Annotated in this window: 12 protein-coding genes; 5 read left to right on the top strand and 7 right to left on the bottom strand. The window is 62.2% G+C overall.

The window, feature by feature from the left end:
- Positions 1-84: 84 nt before the first annotated feature.
- The gene (locus PSO31014_RS00065) at positions 85-1680 is read right to left on the bottom strand and encodes an ABC-F family ATPase (RefSeq protein WP_150549738.1); all 1596 of its coding nucleotides are present in this window, start codon (positions 1678-1680) and stop codon (positions 85-87) included.
- Positions 1681-1908: 228 nt separating this feature from the next.
- Here PSO31014_RS00065 and PSO31014_RS22270 point away from each other — a divergent pair, with 228 nt between their 5' ends.
- Both PSO31014_RS22270 and PSO31014_RS00055 read left to right on the top strand, forming a co-directional pair.
- Positions 1909-2613, top strand: a complete 705-nt coding sequence (locus tag PSO31014_RS22270; RefSeq protein ID WP_174976318.1) for a cupin domain-containing protein — start codon at positions 1909-1911, stop codon at positions 2611-2613.
- A 148-nt stretch (positions 2614-2761) separates the two neighbouring features.
- Positions 2762-3700 carry a LysR substrate-binding domain-containing protein gene (locus tag PSO31014_RS00055; RefSeq protein ID WP_150549737.1) on the top strand — a complete coding sequence of 313 codons (939 nt, stop codon included), beginning with the start codon at positions 2762-2764 and terminating at the stop codon, positions 3698-3700.
- A 220-nt stretch (positions 3701-3920) separates the two neighbouring features.
- Here PSO31014_RS00055 and PSO31014_RS00050 read toward each other — a convergent pair whose 3' ends face one another.
- Both PSO31014_RS00050 and PSO31014_RS00045 read right to left on the bottom strand, forming a co-directional pair.
- Positions 3921-5279, bottom strand: a complete 1359-nt coding sequence (locus PSO31014_RS00050) for an 8-oxoguanine deaminase (protein ID WP_150549736.1) — start codon at positions 5277-5279, stop codon at positions 3921-3923.
- Positions 5279-6640 carry a nucleobase:cation symporter-2 family protein gene (locus tag PSO31014_RS00045; protein ID WP_281349033.1) on the bottom strand — a complete coding sequence of 454 codons (1362 nt, stop codon included), beginning with the start codon at positions 6638-6640 and terminating at the stop codon, positions 5279-5281. Before PSO31014_RS00045 ends, PSO31014_RS00050 begins: the two co-directional genes overlap by 1 nt.
- 440 nt (positions 6641-7080) lie before the next feature.
- Here PSO31014_RS00045 and uraH point away from each other — a divergent pair, with 440 nt between their 5' ends.
- From uraH to PSO31014_RS00030, 3 genes are all read left to right on the top strand, one after another.
- Entirely contained in the window at positions 7081-7431 is a 351-nt protein-coding gene (gene uraH, locus PSO31014_RS00040) for a hydroxyisourate hydrolase (RefSeq protein WP_150549734.1), read from the top strand.
- Between the two features lie 42 nt (positions 7432-7473).
- The gene (locus PSO31014_RS00035; RefSeq protein ID WP_150549733.1) at positions 7474-8679 is read left to right on the top strand and encodes a urate hydroxylase PuuD; all 1206 of its coding nucleotides are present in this window, start codon (positions 7474-7476) and stop codon (positions 8677-8679) included.
- Between the two features lie 559 nt (positions 8680-9238).
- Positions 9239-10618 (top strand): MATE family efflux transporter, encoded by a 1380-nt coding sequence (locus PSO31014_RS00030; protein ID WP_150549732.1) that lies wholly within the window; start codon positions 9239-9241, stop codon positions 10616-10618.
- 77 nt (positions 10619-10695) lie between these two features.
- Here the strand turns inward: PSO31014_RS00030 and PSO31014_RS00025 are convergent, their stop codons facing one another.
- From PSO31014_RS00025 to PSO31014_RS00010, 4 genes are read right to left on the bottom strand one after another with little or no spacing between them, the layout of a single operon-like run.
- Entirely contained in the window at positions 10696-11541 is an 846-nt protein-coding gene (locus tag PSO31014_RS00025; RefSeq protein WP_150549731.1) for a proteasome-type protease, read from the bottom strand.
- A gap of 49 nt (positions 11542-11590) precedes the next feature.
- On the bottom strand, positions 11591-12397 hold the full coding sequence (locus tag PSO31014_RS00020; protein WP_150549730.1) for a transglutaminase family protein: 807 nt from the start codon (positions 12395-12397) through the stop codon (positions 11591-11593).
- Positions 12398-12401: 4 nt separating this feature from the next.
- The gene (locus PSO31014_RS00015) at positions 12402-13400 is read right to left on the bottom strand and encodes an alpha-E domain-containing protein (RefSeq protein ID WP_150549729.1); all 999 of its coding nucleotides are present in this window, start codon (positions 13398-13400) and stop codon (positions 12402-12404) included.
- 45 nt (positions 13401-13445) lie between these two features.
- Positions 13446-14870, bottom strand: coding sequence for a circularly permuted type 2 ATP-grasp protein (locus PSO31014_RS00010; protein WP_174976317.1), 1425 nt, complete (start codon positions 14868-14870; stop codon positions 13446-13448).
- Positions 14871-15402: the final 532 nt, after the last annotated feature.

Here is a 15402-nt window from a genome sequence, read left to right as displayed (position 1 = left end):
TCGGCGAACTGGAACGCCGCAGCGCCAATGAAAAAACCCGCCGAAGCGGGTTCTTTCATTTGAACGACGCAGACCGAACGCAACTCAGACTTCGACGCCCTGGCTCGCCAGATACTCGTCGTACGTGCCTTGGTAATCGACGAGCGTACCGTCGTTCTTCACTTCGATAATGCGCGTGGCCAGGCCCGACACGAATTCCCGGTCATGCGAGACGAAGACCAGCGTGCCCGGATACTTGTCGAGCGCGATCTGCAGCGACTCGATCGACTCCATGTCCATGTGGTTGGTCGGCTCGTCCATCATCAGCACATTGTGGCGGCCCAGCATCAGCTTGCCCCAGATCATGCGGCCCTTCTCGCCCCCGGAGAGCACACGCACCGATTTGCGCACGTCGTCGCCACCGAAAAGCAGACGGCCGAGCGAGCCGCGAATCACCTGATCGTCGTCGCCTTCCTTGCCCCACTGCGTCATCCAGTCGGTGAGCGTCAGGTCTTGCGGGAACGCTTCCGACGTGTCTTGCGGCATGTAACCGATGTTCGCGTTCTCCGCCCACTTCACATCCCCCGCATCGACCGGCAACGCCGCCATCAGGCTGCGAAGCAGCGTGGTCTTGCCTGCGCCGTTCTCGCCGATGATCGCCACACGCTCGCCCGCGCGCACGGCGCCGGAGACGTTCTTGAAGATCTGACGATCGTACGACTTCGCAATGCCCTCGAATTCGAACGCCAGGTTGTGCAGCTTCTTCTCGAATTCGAAGCGGATGAACGGATTCTGACGCGACGACGGCTTGATGTCCTCCACCTTGATCTTGTCGATCTGCTTCAGACGGCTCGTCGCCTGACGTGCCTTCGACTTGTTCGCCGAGAAACGGCGCACGAAGTCCTGCAGGTCGGCGATACGCTCCTTCGCCTTCGTGCTTGCCGCCATCTGGCGTTCGCGGGCCTGGGCCGACGCGAGCATATAGTCGTCGTAGTTGCCCGGGTAGATCTTCAGCGTGCCGTAGTCCATATCCGCCATGTGCGTACACACGGCATTCAAAAAGTGGCGATCGTGCGAGATGATGATCATGGTGGAGTTGCGCTCGTTGAGCACGTCTTCCAGCCAGCGGATCGTGTTGATGTCCAGGTTATTGGTCGGTTCGTCGAGCAGCAGCACATCCGGATTCGAGAACAGCGCCTGCGCGAGCAGCACCCGCAGCTTCCAGCCCGGCGCAACATTGCTCATCGGTCCCTGATGCTGGTCCGTCGGAATGCCCACGCCCAGCAGCAATTCGCCGGCACGCGCTTCGGCCGTGTACCCGTCGTACTCGGCAAACTTCGCCTCGAGTTCGGCCGCGTGCATGTAGTCGTCGTCCGTTGCCTCGGGATTGGCGTAGATGGCATCGCGCTCGCTCATGGCCGCCCACATCTCGGTGTGCCCCATCATCACGACATCGAGCACGCGCATGTCTTCATACGCGAACTGGTCCTGCTTGAGCTTGCCCAGGCGAACGTTCGGCTCAAGCATGACGTTGCCGCCGCTCGGCTCCAGATCGCCGCCAAGGATCTTCATGAACGTCGATTTGCCGCAACCGTTGGCGCCGATCAGGCCATAGCGGTTGCCCCCACCGAACTTGACGGAGATGTTCTCGAAGAGCGGCTTCGCGCCGAATTGCATCGTGATATTGGCAGTAGACAGCACAGGTGGTATCCGGGAGATGAGGTGCGGCGGCACGAAATTGCGCCACGAAACCCGACATTTTAACACCGATGCATGTCATGCGCCCCGGGCCGCCCCCAGCGGTTGTGAAGCATCCGAAATGTGGCGTGCGCAGGGGCCGACGCGCCATCGACTGTCTTACGCTGCCCGAAGCCGCGTCAATCGGTGCGTATGGCGGTGCGTACGCCGCACCTGTGCCTGCGCGTATGAGTGCGCTTAAGTCTGCGCAGGATCGGCATCAACGCCCGCAGCGCGCCGACCGACGTGGCCAAACACGCCGGAGCGGCCAGCTTTTTTCCGTTTTCTGCCCTTTCCTCGATCTTTCCTCGTGCTTTTTTGGCTCGCCCCGGCGATTCCATCGCCCTTATCCACACTCCCATTCCAGCCATGACCGCTATCCGCTTGTCGATGACCGCCTCACGTGCCTTGCATGCCCACTACGGCGCGCTCCTTGCCCTGCTGAGCGCCGCCCCGCTGATGGCGACCTCGGCGCTGGCCGGTGCCGAGGCCCGCCCCTCCGGCGTGAGCACCGAAACCCTCGTCAAATCCTCGTCCGCATGGGATCAGACCGGTTACACGGCCTACCCGAGCGGCGCTCCTGAACCCACGCTGGTGCGTATCTCCATTGCCCCGAACACCCGGCTGGACTGGCACCTCCACCCCATGCCCGCCATCGGCTACGTGACGTCGGGCCAGTTGACCGTCGAGCGCGCCGATAACGGCACACAACGCTCATTTACCGCCGGGCAGACAATCATGGAACTGGTCGATGTGCCCCATCGGGGACGGACGGGCGATGCCGGTGCCGAACTGCTGGTGTTTTACGCGGGCTCGGCACAGCAGCCGCTGTCGGTCGCCGCCCCCGACGCGGGCAAACTCGCGTGGGACCCGACAGTGCAGCCAGCCCGCGATTAACATTGTTGCAGCGCCTGTCGCTTCGCGAACGACAGGCGTAACGTTCGCTGGTAGGGGCTTTCCGCTATAGAAGCCGGTGAGCCTTGTGCTTCATAATGATTTCCTTATGCAATTCACAGTCTGACATATTCAGATTGTTATATTCCTTATGAGCCAGAACCGCGAACCGATTGACACTTATTTGCTGCGCGTCCTTCATACCTTGTTGATCGAGCGCAGCGTGACGCGCGCAGCCGTCAAGCTGAACCAGTCGCAGCCGGCGATCAGCGCGGCGCTGCGGCGGTTGCGCGACATCACCGGCGATCCGCTGCTGGTGCGCGGCAAGTCGGGCATGGTGCCCACGGAGTACGGTCAATCGCTGCTGGAGCCAACGCAGAACGCGTTGCGTGAGATCGAGCGCATTACGGTTCAGCAATCGAATTTCGATCCGGCGACGACGGTACGCACGTTCCGCATCGGCTCTCCCGACTATCTGAATACGCTATTCGTACCGACAGTCGTCGAGCGCTTTCGCCAGCAGGCACCCAACGCCCAGCTCGAACTCCATTCGCTGGGGCCCGCCTTCGACTATGAGCATGCCCTCGAAGACGGCAAGGTCGACATCGTAATCGGCAACTGGCCCGAGCCGCCGGAGCAGCTTCACCTCTCGAACTTGTTCGTCGATCAGATCGTTTGCCTGGTGCGCAATACGCACCCCTACGCCAAACGCGGCCTCACGCTCGACCAGTATCTCGCCAGCCCGCATCTCGCACCGACGCCCTATTCCGTTGCGCAACGCGGCGCCATCGATATGCATCTGGCTCGCGAGCGTTTGAAGCGCAACGTGGTCGTGACGATTCCGTATTTCAATCTGGCGCCTTACGTTCTGCTCAAATCCGATCTCATCTTCACCACGACGCGCCTGTTTGCCGACTATTACGCGGAGTTCCTGCCGCTCACCGTGCTCGAAGCGCCCATCGACTTCCCGCCGATGCAGTATTACCAGTTGTGGCACGAACGCACGCACTATTCGGATGAGGTGCGCTGGCTGCGCAGCGTCATTTCCGACGCCACGCGAACCTTGCTCGAGATGCGTCCGCAGTCCTAGCATCGCCGCAGTCATCACCAGCGGTGACCTGCGGTCACCTCTGCGCCATCGATTTGCCTCGGGGTTCGCCGCGGGGTTTTTACCGGCGAAGCGGCCCCCACCGCTCCGCCGAACCGCACGGCAGCGTACCCGGAGTTCAGGCACACCACCCCCGACGTCCCGCCGGCCCGTTGCCGCGCCCGGCCGCACACCCTGAAGGTGCGGCCGGTGCGGCGGGGCCTTATCGGGATGCCTCGGCCAGTTGCCGCGCCAGCGCGTTGTGACGCGTGACGAGCGACGGCAGGTCGAGCGTCGCCAGACGCCCTTCGCGCACCACCACCCGACCGTTCACCACGCTGTAGGCGGCTTGTCCGGGATTACAGAAGACCAGCGCCGCCACCGGATCGTGCAGGCCACCCGCCATGCCGATGCCACGTGTGTCGAACGCCACGAAGTCCGCCGCCATGCCGGGTGCGAGCACGCCGATGTCGTCTCGCCCCAGCACGCGCGCGCCCCCCACCGTGGCGATCTCCAGGGCCTCGCGCGCGGTCATCGCGCTCGGGCCGAATCCGACGCGCTGCAGCAGCAACGCCTGGCGCGCCTCGCCGATCATGTTGGCCGCGTCGTTCGATGCCGATCCGTCCACGCCCAGCCCGACGGGCACGCCTGCGTCGCGCATGCGTCGAATCGGGGCGATGCCCGACGCGAGCCGCATGTTCGAGCAAGGGCAATGCGCCACGCCGGTGCCGGTCTTGGCGAACAGCGCGATGCCCGCGTCGTCGAGTTGCACGCAGTGAGCATGCCAGACATCGTGGCCGACCCAGCCCAGATCCTGCGCGTACTCGGCCGGCGTCATGCCGAACATCTCGCGGCTGTAGGCAATATCGTTGGCGTTCTCCGCCAGATGGGTATGCATCGATACGCCGTAGTGACGCGCCATCGTCGCCGACTCGCGCATCAGGTCGCGACTCACGGAGAACGGCGAGCACGGCGCCACAACGACGCGCAGCATCGCGTAGCGACCCGCGTCGTGATACGTCTCGATGAGACGTTGCGTGTCGGTAAGAATGTCGTCTTCACGCTCCACGACACGATCCGGCGGCAGCCCTCCCTGACTCTGCCCGACACTCATGCTGCCGCGACTGGCATGAAAGCGCATGCCGATCTCGGCGGCCGCTTCAATGCTGTCGTCGAGCTTGCAGCCGTTCGGGTAGATGTACAGGTGGTCGCTCGACGTGGTGCAGCCCGAAAGCAGCAACTCGGCCATGGCTGTCTGGGTCGAAACGCGGATCATCTCCGGCGTGAGGTTCGCCCACACCGGATACAGGTTCGTCAGCCAGTTGAACAGTTCGCCGTCCTGCGCCGCCGGAATGGCGCGCGTGAGGCTCTGATACATGTGGTGATGCGTGTTGACCAGGCCGGGAATCACGACGTGCCCGGTCAGATCGAGCACTTCGTCGGCCGTGTCCGGCAGGCTATCGCGGGTGCCGACAGCCACGATCCGGTTGTCCTCGATGTACAGGCCGCCTCGGGCAATTTCGCGGCGGCCCGCATCCATGGTGACCAGCACGTCGGCATTCGTGACGAGCAGCGTTTTCATCAATGCGCCTCCAGTCCCATTCCTGAGCCGTTTTGCTCACCGTGGCCGTTGGCGGCCGGGACTTTGAAGCCATTGAAATAGGCGTTCAGAATCACCGCCGAGAGCGTGGCCAGCAGAATCCCGCTGTGGAGCAACGGCGCGAGTTGTTCCGGCATCTTCGCGAAGAACTTGTTCGACGCCACCGGAATCATCGCCATGCCGATGCTGATGGCCACAATGTACAGGTTATAGCGGTTGTGCGAGTAGTCGACCTTGGACAGAATCTTGATGCCCGTGGCAAGCACCATGCCGAACATGACCACGCCCGCGCCGCCCAGCACGAATTGCGGAATCGAGGCCACGACCACCGACATCTTCGGAATGAAGCCGAACACGAGCAGAATGACACCCGCCGCCACGCACACCCAGCGGCTTTTCACGCCCGTCACGCCCACGAGGCCGATATTCTGCGAGAAGGAGGTATGCGGGAACGTGTTGAACAGGCCGCCGATCACGGTAGCCACACCGTCGACACGCAGACCGGCCACCAGCGCCTTCTCGTCGACCGGCTTGCCCACGATCTCGCCAAGCGCCAGGAACATGCCCGTCGATTCGATGAACGTGATCAGCATCACGATGGTGAGCGTCACAATGGCCCACGGATCGAACACCGGCATGCCGAAGTGGAACGGCAGCACGACGTCGAACCACTTCACCTGATCGAGGCCGTCGAAATTGACTTTGTGGAGCATCAACGCAATGGCGAATCCGAACAGAATGCCGAGCAGCACGGCAATGTTCGAGAAGAAGCCCTTCACGAAGCGCGTGATCAACAAGATGAAGATGAGCACCGCGAAGGACACGCCCAGGTAGACCGGGTCGCCGTAATCGGGATTGCCCACCCCGCCCGCCGCCCAATTGATCCCCACGCCGATGATGGTCAGGCCGATCGACGTGATGACAATGCCCGTGACAATGGGCGGAAAGAAGCGCAGCAGCTTGCCAACGGCCGGCGCGAGCAGCGTACCGATGATACCGGCGGCGATGGTCGCCCCGAAGATACCCGGCAACCCAAGCGATGGATTGGTGCCGATCGCGAGCATCGGACCGACCGCAGCGAAGGTGACGGCCATGACGACCGGCATGCGAATGCCGAAACGACCCACGCCCACGCTCTGGATCAGCGTGGCAATGCCGCAGCACATCAGGTCTGCGGAAATGAGAAAGGCGATCTGGTCCTTGGGCAAGCCAAGGGCGCCGCCAATGATGAGCGGCACGGCGACCGCGCCCGCATACATCACGAGCACGTGTTGCAGGCCCAGCATGAACAGTTTTCCGATCGGCAGTCGCTCGTCGACTGGATCCACGGTGTTGGTTGTCACACTCATTGCGTCTCCGTCCCAGGGGGCTGTTTGATTGCTATTTTTGGGTGACTCAATGGTGCAGGTCGACGCCTTTTGCGACAAGACCGTCGGGGGCTATAGTGTTTTTTTCATGGAACGTATGCCTGAATGCTTATCTTGCCGCTCGGGTTTTCCCGAGGCACGCACGTCGCCATTGGGCTTTCCGGACGATGCGTCGCCCGTGGCAGCAACGCATCATATGCACGGAGTTATACGGCGGATAAACGAAACAAATAGTGCTCCCAAAAATCCCCATCGCAGGGCACGCGGGGTACGCTGAGCACGTCGGCATGTCGCAGGGACACCTGTCACGTATTTGTCTGGCGTGGCGTGGTATGTGCGCGTTTTTATCTTTGGTATTGCGCCCGTTGCCACGCCGCCATCTCCCTACAATGCACCCATCCATCACAGGAGACATCATGGGACGACTGACTACCCACGTACTTGATACATCGCACGGCAAGCCAGGCGCGGGCATCCGTGTCGAGCTATGGCGCGTGGATGGCGAGCGCCGCTCGCTGCGCGACGTGCGGACGAATCACGACGGCCGTTGCGACAAGCCGCTGCTCGAAGGCGAGGAATTCGTCGCGGGCGAATACGAACTCGTGTTCCATGCAGGTGACTATTTCGCCGCTCAGGGCGTGGACGTCCCGTCGCCGCGCTTCGTGGATCGCGTTGTGCTGCGTTTCGGCGTGGCCGAGCCTTCCCAGCATTACCACGTGCCCCTTCTGGTGTCGCCGTGGAGCTTTTCCACGTATCGCGGTAGTTGATAAGCGCGAACGTGAACGTCAGGCAGTTGAGGAGAACATAAGATGGAAGCGTTTATTACCGACTGGGTCAATCTGTTGTTGCGCTGGCTGCATGTGATAGCGGCCATTGCCTGGATTGGCGAGTCGTTCTATTTCGTGATGCTGGACAACGGTCTGAAGCCGCCGAAGGCTACCGAAGACAAGCAAAAGGGCGTGTTCGGCGAGATGTGGTCGGTGCACGGGGGCGGCTTCTATCACGCGCAGAAGTACCTGAACTCGCCGCCGCAGATGCCGGAAGACCTGCACTGGTCGAAGTGGAAGTCGTACACGACGTGGCTGTCGGGCTTTGGCCTGTTCTGCGCGCTGTATCTGCTGCAGCCGCAGACGTATCTGATCGACAAGACCGTGATGGATCTGCAGCCGGGTCAGGCGGTGGGTCTTGCGGTGGCGTTTTTGATTGGCGGCTGGTTTGTCTACGATTTCCTGTGCCGCATGCTGGGCAAGAACGAACGGGTGCTGGGCATTGCGGTTGCGCTGTTCGTGGTCGCCGCGACGTACGCCACGACGCATATTTTTGCCGGTCGCGCGGCGTTCCTGATTGTCGGCGCCATGATGGCGACGTCGATGTCGGCAAACGTGTTCTTCTGGATCATCCCAGGACAGCGCAAGAGCGTCGATGCGCTGTCGAAAGGCGAAGTGCCGAACCCGATCTGGGGCAAGCTGGGCAAGCAGCGCTCGGTTCACAACACGTATTTCACGTTGCCGGTCGTGTTCATCATGATCAGCAACCACTACGCGTTCACGTATAGCAATCCGCACAATTGGGTGATTCTTTCGATCATCATGGCCGCGGGCGCGATGATTCGTCAGTTCTTCGTGCTGCGTCACGCGGGGAAGAATCTGTACGTGCTGCCGGTCGCGGGCGCGGCCCTGCTCGCCGGGGTTGCCGTGTTCGCCGCACCGCGCCCTGCCCCGACGCCAGCCGCAGGCGCGCATGGCGAAGCGGTGGCGTCGAGCGTGAAGCTCTCGGAAATCCAGCCGATCCTGACGCAACGCTGCGCGACGTGTCACTCGGCCAAGCCGACGATGATGGGCAGCGCACCGGCAGGGGTGATGTTCGATACGCCGGCCGAGATTTCGCAAAACGCCCAGCGGATCTATCAGCAGGCGGTGGCGCTCAAGGCGATGCCGCTGGGCAACGTGACCCAGATGACCGACGACGAACGCCAGAAGATCGCCGCATGGTTCAACGGCGGCGCACAGCAGTAACTTGCACGACGGCTTTTCTTGCTGGACCCATGTTGGGGCGCTTCGGCGCCCCGTTTTTTTACGTCATTGCATTGCATTGCGCTGATGCACGGCACGGCGTTGTAAGCGCTGAACGAGATGTGGACGTTTTCGACTGCTCCCAGACAAAACCATCACTTGGGAACTTCGGTACGGGTACGCAGGTCTGTATTACGCGCCCGGCAGTCCGGGCGTGACGTATTTGCGAAGGTGGCATCCGCTCAACCTTCCCATCACGTCAAACTACGGGTGCGATGCCGACAACGGCAGGCGCATCACGAATCAGACATCATGAATTTCCTGCTTTTCTCCGCTTCCCGGCAAGGCGTTGTCTGGGTGCATCTGCACCAGGCAATGTTTCCGCCGTCCGATCCGACTGCCTGACGACGTCTGCGCGCCATTGTTGCGCGTGATGTTGCGGGCGGGACGGGTGCGCCATCGCTTGCGCGTGCCCGGTCGATCTCCCATCTCGAAGTTTCGATGTGCAAGCCACGGTGAGCTGCGTCCCGACACGACGCGGCGATGTGTCATCGGGGGGACCATGTCTCATTCCACTATCCATCAATCCACGCAGGGCACAAGGACGCCGCTGCTCAAACAATTTACGTCGCTCGCGATTCCAACCATTCTTTCCGGCTGGGTATACACGGTCTACACGTTGATCGACGGGATCTTCATCGGTCGATACGTCGGCGAACAGGCATTGGCAGCGCTCAATCTGGTCGTCCCGTTGCTGTATGTCCCGTATGCGTTCAGTGTCATGATCGGTGTGGGCGGCGCCACGCTCATTGCCCGCTTGTTGGGAGAGGGACGCGACGCACAGGCGCGTCGCGCATTCTCGCAGGTGCTCTGGGTGATGCTCGCCTTCAGTATCGCGATGAGCGCCGGGGTGCTGTCCTTCCGTCACGAAATCGCCGCCGCGCTCGGCGCACACGGCGAAATTTCACAACACGTGGTGGGCTTTCTGTCGGGCTGGGGCTGGTTCGTGCTTTTCGCGAACGGTCTTTACGCGATGGAGCTGTTCCTGCGCGTGGAAGGCGCACCGGCGGCGAGATTCGGACTGTACGCGATGTTTCTTGGCGCGCTCGCCAACGTGGCGCTGGACTATTGGTTCATCGTGGTGAAGGCGATGGGCATGTACGGGGCGTCGCTCGCCACCGGCTTGTCGATGATGGTCTCCAGCAGCGTGATGCTCGCCTATCATTTCGTGCTGGCCAAGAAGGTCGTGCCTGCACGGCGGGCTTTCGCAGACACCGAAGTCCATATCTGGCGCGTGATGTACAACGGCGCCTCGGAGTTTCTGGGGGCGATCGCCCCAGCGGTGACCGTGTTCGCGTTCAATCGCGTCATTCTGTGGAACTTTGGCGAGCCCGGGCTGGCCGCCTACGCCATTCTGGAATACATGACGCTCGGTGCCACGGTGACGATGGTCGCGCTCGTGCAAAGCATGCAGCCGATGATCAGCTTCTACCGTGGCTCGCGCGATCTGAACGCGTTGCGCGAGTCGTTTCGGCTCGGCGTCATGGCGGTGACGGGGTTCTCGGTGCTGGTGGCTGTCGCCATGGCCACACTGGCACGCCCGCTGACGTTCCTGTTCTTGCCGGCAGGCGTTCAGGCGTGGTCGATTCTCGAGCACGCGGTGCTTTGGTACGCGCTGGCGTTTCTGCCCGCAGCCGGCAATTTGATCGTGGCGGGTTTTCTGACGGCCGTGGAGTCACCGGGACCGTCGGCGGCCATTGCCATGCTGCGAAGCTGGGTGTTGTTGCTGGGCGTTCTTTGGCTGCTCAATGTTGGGTTCGGCGGCGCGGCGATCTGGTACACGCTGTTGATCACTGAAGTGCTGACGCTTGCCATCAGCGTCTGGCTATATTGGCGCAGTGATCGGGGCGACGCGCTGTTGGCGCGCGCAGCGTCTCGCTGAGGCCCTGGCCCCTGGCTACCCGCCAAAACGGCGTGACTTCGCGGTCACGCCGTTTTTTATGGTCGTGCCGCGACGGCTCAGCTCGGCATCTTTAGCGAGAACGTTTGCGCGAGCGACTGCACGCTGGACGCGTCGTCCGCGCCCGGCGCGCTTTCGGGTGGCGCGGCGCGTGGCGGCAGCGCTGCGGGCCGGCTAACTTCGCTGGCAGCCCACTGCGGTTCGGGCAGTTCGTCGAACACTTGGCGCAGGCGCGCGCCCCACGATTCGTGGATCATCTTGTAGTAGACGTTTTCGTCGTCGAGCGACGCGAACCGCGTCACGCGCAGGCTGTCTTCTTCATACACGAGAAGATCGAGCGGCAGTCCCACGGAGACGTTGGAGCGAAGCGTGGAATCCATGGATATCAGCGCGCACTTGGCGCCGTCGTCGAGCGAGGTCGCGGGCGTGACGAGCCGATCGATAATGGGCTTGCCGTATTTGGACTCGCCGATCTGGAAGTACGGGTTGACCGACGACGCTTCGATAAAGTTACCTGCGGAGTACAGTTGATAAAGGCGGCTCGGCGCACCGGCGATTTGCCCGCCGAGCAGAAAGCTGCAATTGAAGTCGACACCGAAGGCTTCGAGCGCCTTGGCATCGCGCGTGTGGACGTCTCGAATCGCCTGGCCGACGACGCGTGCGACGTCGGTCATGCTTTTGGCGTTCCACAGTGTTTCGGTGTCGCGCGCTTCGACCAGTTGTTGGCGCACGGCCTGGGTGAGCGCGAGGTTACCCGCCGAGAGCAGTACGAGCACGCGCTCGTTCGCGCGCTCGAACACGAGCATCTTGCGAAAGGTGCTCACGTGATCGACGCCCGCGTTGGTACGGGTATCGGAGAGAAAGACGAGCCCGGCATCGAGCTTCATGGCCACGCAATACGTCATGTCGTTCCTGTCTTGCCGTGCGCGGTACGCTGCCCGGGCACGCGGAAAGCTATTGTTGTTGGACGAGCGGCACGGTATCGACTTTGACCGATACGTGCAGCGCTTCTGTCGCACCACCGCTGCGCATGCCTCTGACGGGCGCGGCGGACTCGTAATCGCGTCCGACGGCCAATCGGCAATAGTTGCCGCTGGCGAAACAGGCGTGCGTGACGTCGACGCTGACCCACCCTGCTCCATCGACCCATACGTCGACCCACGCGTGGCTGGCCGCGTGCGGTACGTCGCCGGGATCAAGATATCCGCTGACGTATCGCGCGGGCACGCCTCGCGCTCGGCATACGGCGAGCATCAGGTGGGCGTGATCCTGGCAGACACCTCGCCCAAGCGCCAGTGCCTGAGCCGCGGTGCTGGTCACGGCCGTGATGCCGGATGCGTAGTCGACATGTTCGCAGATGGTGGCGGCGAGCGCCAACAGGTCGCCCGGCGAGGCGACACCGGCGACGGCGGCAAGCGCGTCGATGGCGTCGCTCCGCGCGGTGAGCGGCGTCGGGCTTGCGAAGGATAACACCGGTAAGGCCTGGGTCGTCTCGCCGAGCCGTCCATCGATGAGCGGTGTGGTGTCGACCTCGCCTTCGGCCGTGAGGTGGATTTCGCTGTGCGGCTGATGAAGCACCAGGGTATGCATGTCGTTCCCGAATGCGTCGCGCGCGGGCGTGAGTTTGCCGGGTGCGCTCAGCCGCCAGTGCGCGATACGCTGCACTTCGGACGCCGCAGGCGTCAGCCGAAGCTGCTGGATGGTGTAACGCACCGGCGTGTCGTAGCGGTAGGTGGTCTCGTGGCGGATGGTCAGGCGCATGGCATCAGGCGGCGAGCGGAATCAGGAAGGTCTGGCTGATCTTGTTGCCGAGCACGGAGACGCGCTCGAGGAATGCAGTCAGGACGGGGTGGAGGCCTTGTTGGTGGATCTGCTGGATGTCGGTGTACTTGAGTTCGGCTTGTAATTTTCCTGCGTAGCGTTCCACATCCCCGGACTGGGCAGAGGACAGGGTGGCGAGGTTTTCGCATACGCCGGTGAGCGAGGCGAGCAAGGAGCGTGGCATGTGAGCGTTGAGCATGAGCAGTTCGACGACGCGCTCTGGGGTAATCACGTCGCGGTAAACTTTGCGGTAGATCTCGAAGCCGGACACGCTGCGCAGCACGGCGGACCAGTAGTAGAAGTCGGTGGGATGGGAGGCGTCGGGGCCCGCCCGGTCGGTGCGCACGGCTTCGTGGAAGCGCACGTCGAGAATTCGCGCGGTGTTGTCGGCGCGTTCGAGGAATAGGCCCAGCCGAGTAAAGTAGAAGGCATCATCCTGGAACAAGGTGCCGAAACTGACGCCGCGCGAGAGGTGCGAGCGCACTTTGACCCATTCGAAAAGTTGGGCCGGATCGTGCTCCAGCAAGTCGAGTATGCGCGGAAAATCGAGCCAGGTGCTGTTGACGGTTTCCCATAGTTCAGTGGTGAGCGTGCCCCGCACGGCACGCGCGTTTTCGCGCGCCGCCTCGAGACAACAGGCGATGCTCGACGGGTTATCGCGGTCACGCACGACGAAGTCGAGGACATTGGCACGTGTGGCACGCCCATGTTTGCGATTGAACGCGGGCTCGAGTTCGGAGATGCGCAAGGTGGCACGCCAGCCAGCCTCGTCGCTGAAGGTGCCGGCGTGCGCACGGGCGCCGTCGGCATCGTCGTCGTCATCGATGGCATCTTGCGGCAGCAGCAGGTTCTGCAAGTTGACGTCGAGCAGGCGCGCGGTATTTTCGGCCCGCTCCATGTAGCGAGCCATCCAGAACAGGTGATCGGCGGTACGGCTGAGCATGATGGCTTCCCGATAGGATTTTTTGTCGTTTCCGGCGAACGTGGCTTATTTTTCGAGTACCCAGGTGTCTTTTGTCCCCCCGCCCTGGGAGGAATTGACGACGAGTGAGCCTTCGGTAAGCGCAACGCGGGTAAGTCCGCCCGGTACCATGGTGACGCCTTTGCCGGAGGAGAGTACGAAGGGGCGCAGGTCGATGTGACGGGGCGCAATGCCGGCCTCGACGAAGGTGGGGCACGCGGACAGTGCAAGCGTAGGTTGGGCGATGTAGCCGTCGGGTTTGGCGATGAGCCGTTGCCGGAATGCCTCGATTTCGGCTCGGGTGGCCGCCGGGCCCACGAGCATGCCGTAGCCTCCGGCACCATGCACTTCTTTGACGACGAGTTCGCCAAGGTTGTCGAGGGTGTACGCAAGATCGTCCGCTCGACGACATTGGTAGGTCGGAACGTTGTTGAGAATGGGCTTCTCACCGAGGTAAAACTCGATCATGTCGGGCACGAACGGGTAGATGGATTTGTCGTCGGCAACGCCGGCACCAATGGCATTGGCCAAGGTGACACGCCCCGCCCGGTAGACGCTGAGCAAGCCAGGCACGCCCAAGGTGGAGTCGGCGCGGAAGGCCAACGGGTCGAGAAAGTCATCGTCGATTCGGCGATAGATGACGTCGACGCGCTTCGGACCATTGGTGGTTCGCATGTAGACGAGGTTGTCCTCGACGAACAGGTCTTGCCCCTCGACTAGCTCGATACCCATCTGTTGCGCCAGAAAGGCATGCTCGAAGTACGCAGAGTTGTAGATGCCCGGGGTCATGACGACGACGGTAGGATCGTCGACCCCCACCGGTGCCACCGCGCGCAGACTGTCGAGCAACAGATCCGGATAATGCTCGACCGGCGCAATCCGGTTTCTCGCGAACAGTTCAGGGAATAACCGCATCATCATTTTGCGGTTTTCCAGCATGTACGACACGCCGGACGGCACCCTGAGATTGTCCTCCAGCACGTAGAACACCCCATCGTCGCCCGCCCCCGCCCGCACGACATCCACACCCGCGATATGTGCGTAGATGTCGCCCGGTACGTCCACCCCCTGCATCTCAGGACGATACTGCGCGTTCTGTAATACCTGCTCCGCTGGAATAACCCCAGCACGCAAGATGTCCTGCTCATGGTAGACGTCATGAACGAACCGGTTCAACGCGTCCACGCGCTGGCGCAACCCCGTCTGCAAGGTCTGCCATTCGTGTGCAGGAACAATTCTTGGGATCAGATCGAACGGGATCAAGCGCTCCGTGCCAGCCTCATTGCCATAAACAGCAAATGTGATCCCCACACGCCGGAACACCAAGTCGGCCTCGGCCCGCTTGTGGTGCAAAACATCGTCGGACTGGCATTTAAGCCAATCGTCAAACCGCCGATAATGCGCGCGCGTCGCACCCGTGATGCTCGCCATCTCGTTGTAGCTCTCGACCATATGCTTCTCCACAGATTGCTATGTCGAGATCGTGCAATATCCATGCCCGTGCCGCTTTTCAACCCTTTCGCACGATTTCCGTGCACCCCACCCAGCATTTCGCACCACACTAGTGATTTGAACTCAACACCGCTCCCCTAGACGGACCGGGGCCCCTTTCCGCCTCTCAAACATAAACCCAACTCGCTGCAGAAAGGGGCCCCGGTCCATCCCCCCTCCACGCCCCCAGTCCCTCCACCGACACCGCCCGCTTCCCACGCCACCCCCAACCGCCCCTGTCCCGCCGACACCGCCCGCCTCCATCGCCATCGCGACGCCGCACCCGCCCCGCGCGTGCTCCGCATCTGCCGCAGGACGGCCGCGACGTCGCCCACTCCTCTCCAGTTCCTCTTCCCCTCCTACCTCCTTCTCGCTCCTCCTCTCGCTCTCCCTCTCTTCCCTCCCTCGCTTTTTCCTCCCCCCCATATGCAAAACGCCGGGCTCTCCCCGGCGTCTTCGCTGTCTTGCTCTTCCCTTTCTCTGTCCCTGTCGC

The sequence above is a fragment of the Pandoraea soli genome (genome assembly GCF_902459595.1).
Lineage (GTDB): Bacteria > Pseudomonadota > Gammaproteobacteria > Burkholderiales > Burkholderiaceae > Pandoraea > Pandoraea cepalis.
The sequence above is the reverse complement of the archived record's forward strand: the minus strand, read 5'-3'. Positions and strand labels throughout refer to the sequence as shown.

Excerpts from the sequence above, each read along its gene's own strand:
- PSO31014_RS00025 (WP_150549731.1), bottom strand. The coding sequence starts at position 11,541 with ATGACGTATTGCGTGGCCATGAAGCTCGATGCCGGGCTCGTCTTTCTC.
- PSO31014_RS00050 (WP_150549736.1), bottom strand. The coding sequence starts at position 5,279 with ATGAAAACGCTGCTCGTCACGAATGCCGACGTGCTGGTCACCATGGAT.
- PSO31014_RS00020 (WP_150549730.1), bottom strand. The coding sequence starts at position 12,397 with ATGCGCCTGACCATCCGCCACGAGACCACCTACCGCTACGACACGCCG.
- PSO31014_RS00010 (WP_174976317.1), bottom strand. The coding sequence starts at position 14,870 with ATGGTCGAGAGCTACAACGAGATGGCGAGCATCACGGGTGCGACGCGC.
- PSO31014_RS00035 (WP_150549733.1), top strand. The coding sequence starts at position 7,474 with ATGGAAGCGTTTATTACCGACTGGGTCAATCTGTTGTTGCGCTGGCTG.
- PSO31014_RS00030 (WP_150549732.1), top strand. The coding sequence starts at position 9,239 with ATGTCTCATTCCACTATCCATCAATCCACGCAGGGCACAAGGACGCCG.
- uraH (WP_150549734.1), top strand. The coding sequence starts at position 7,081 with ATGGGACGACTGACTACCCACGTACTTGATACATCGCACGGCAAGCCA.
- PSO31014_RS00015 (WP_150549729.1), bottom strand. The coding sequence starts at position 13,400 with ATGCTCAGCCGTACCGCCGATCACCTGTTCTGGATGGCTCGCTACATG.
- PSO31014_RS00055 (WP_150549737.1), top strand. The coding sequence starts at position 2,762 with ATGAGCCAGAACCGCGAACCGATTGACACTTATTTGCTGCGCGTCCTT.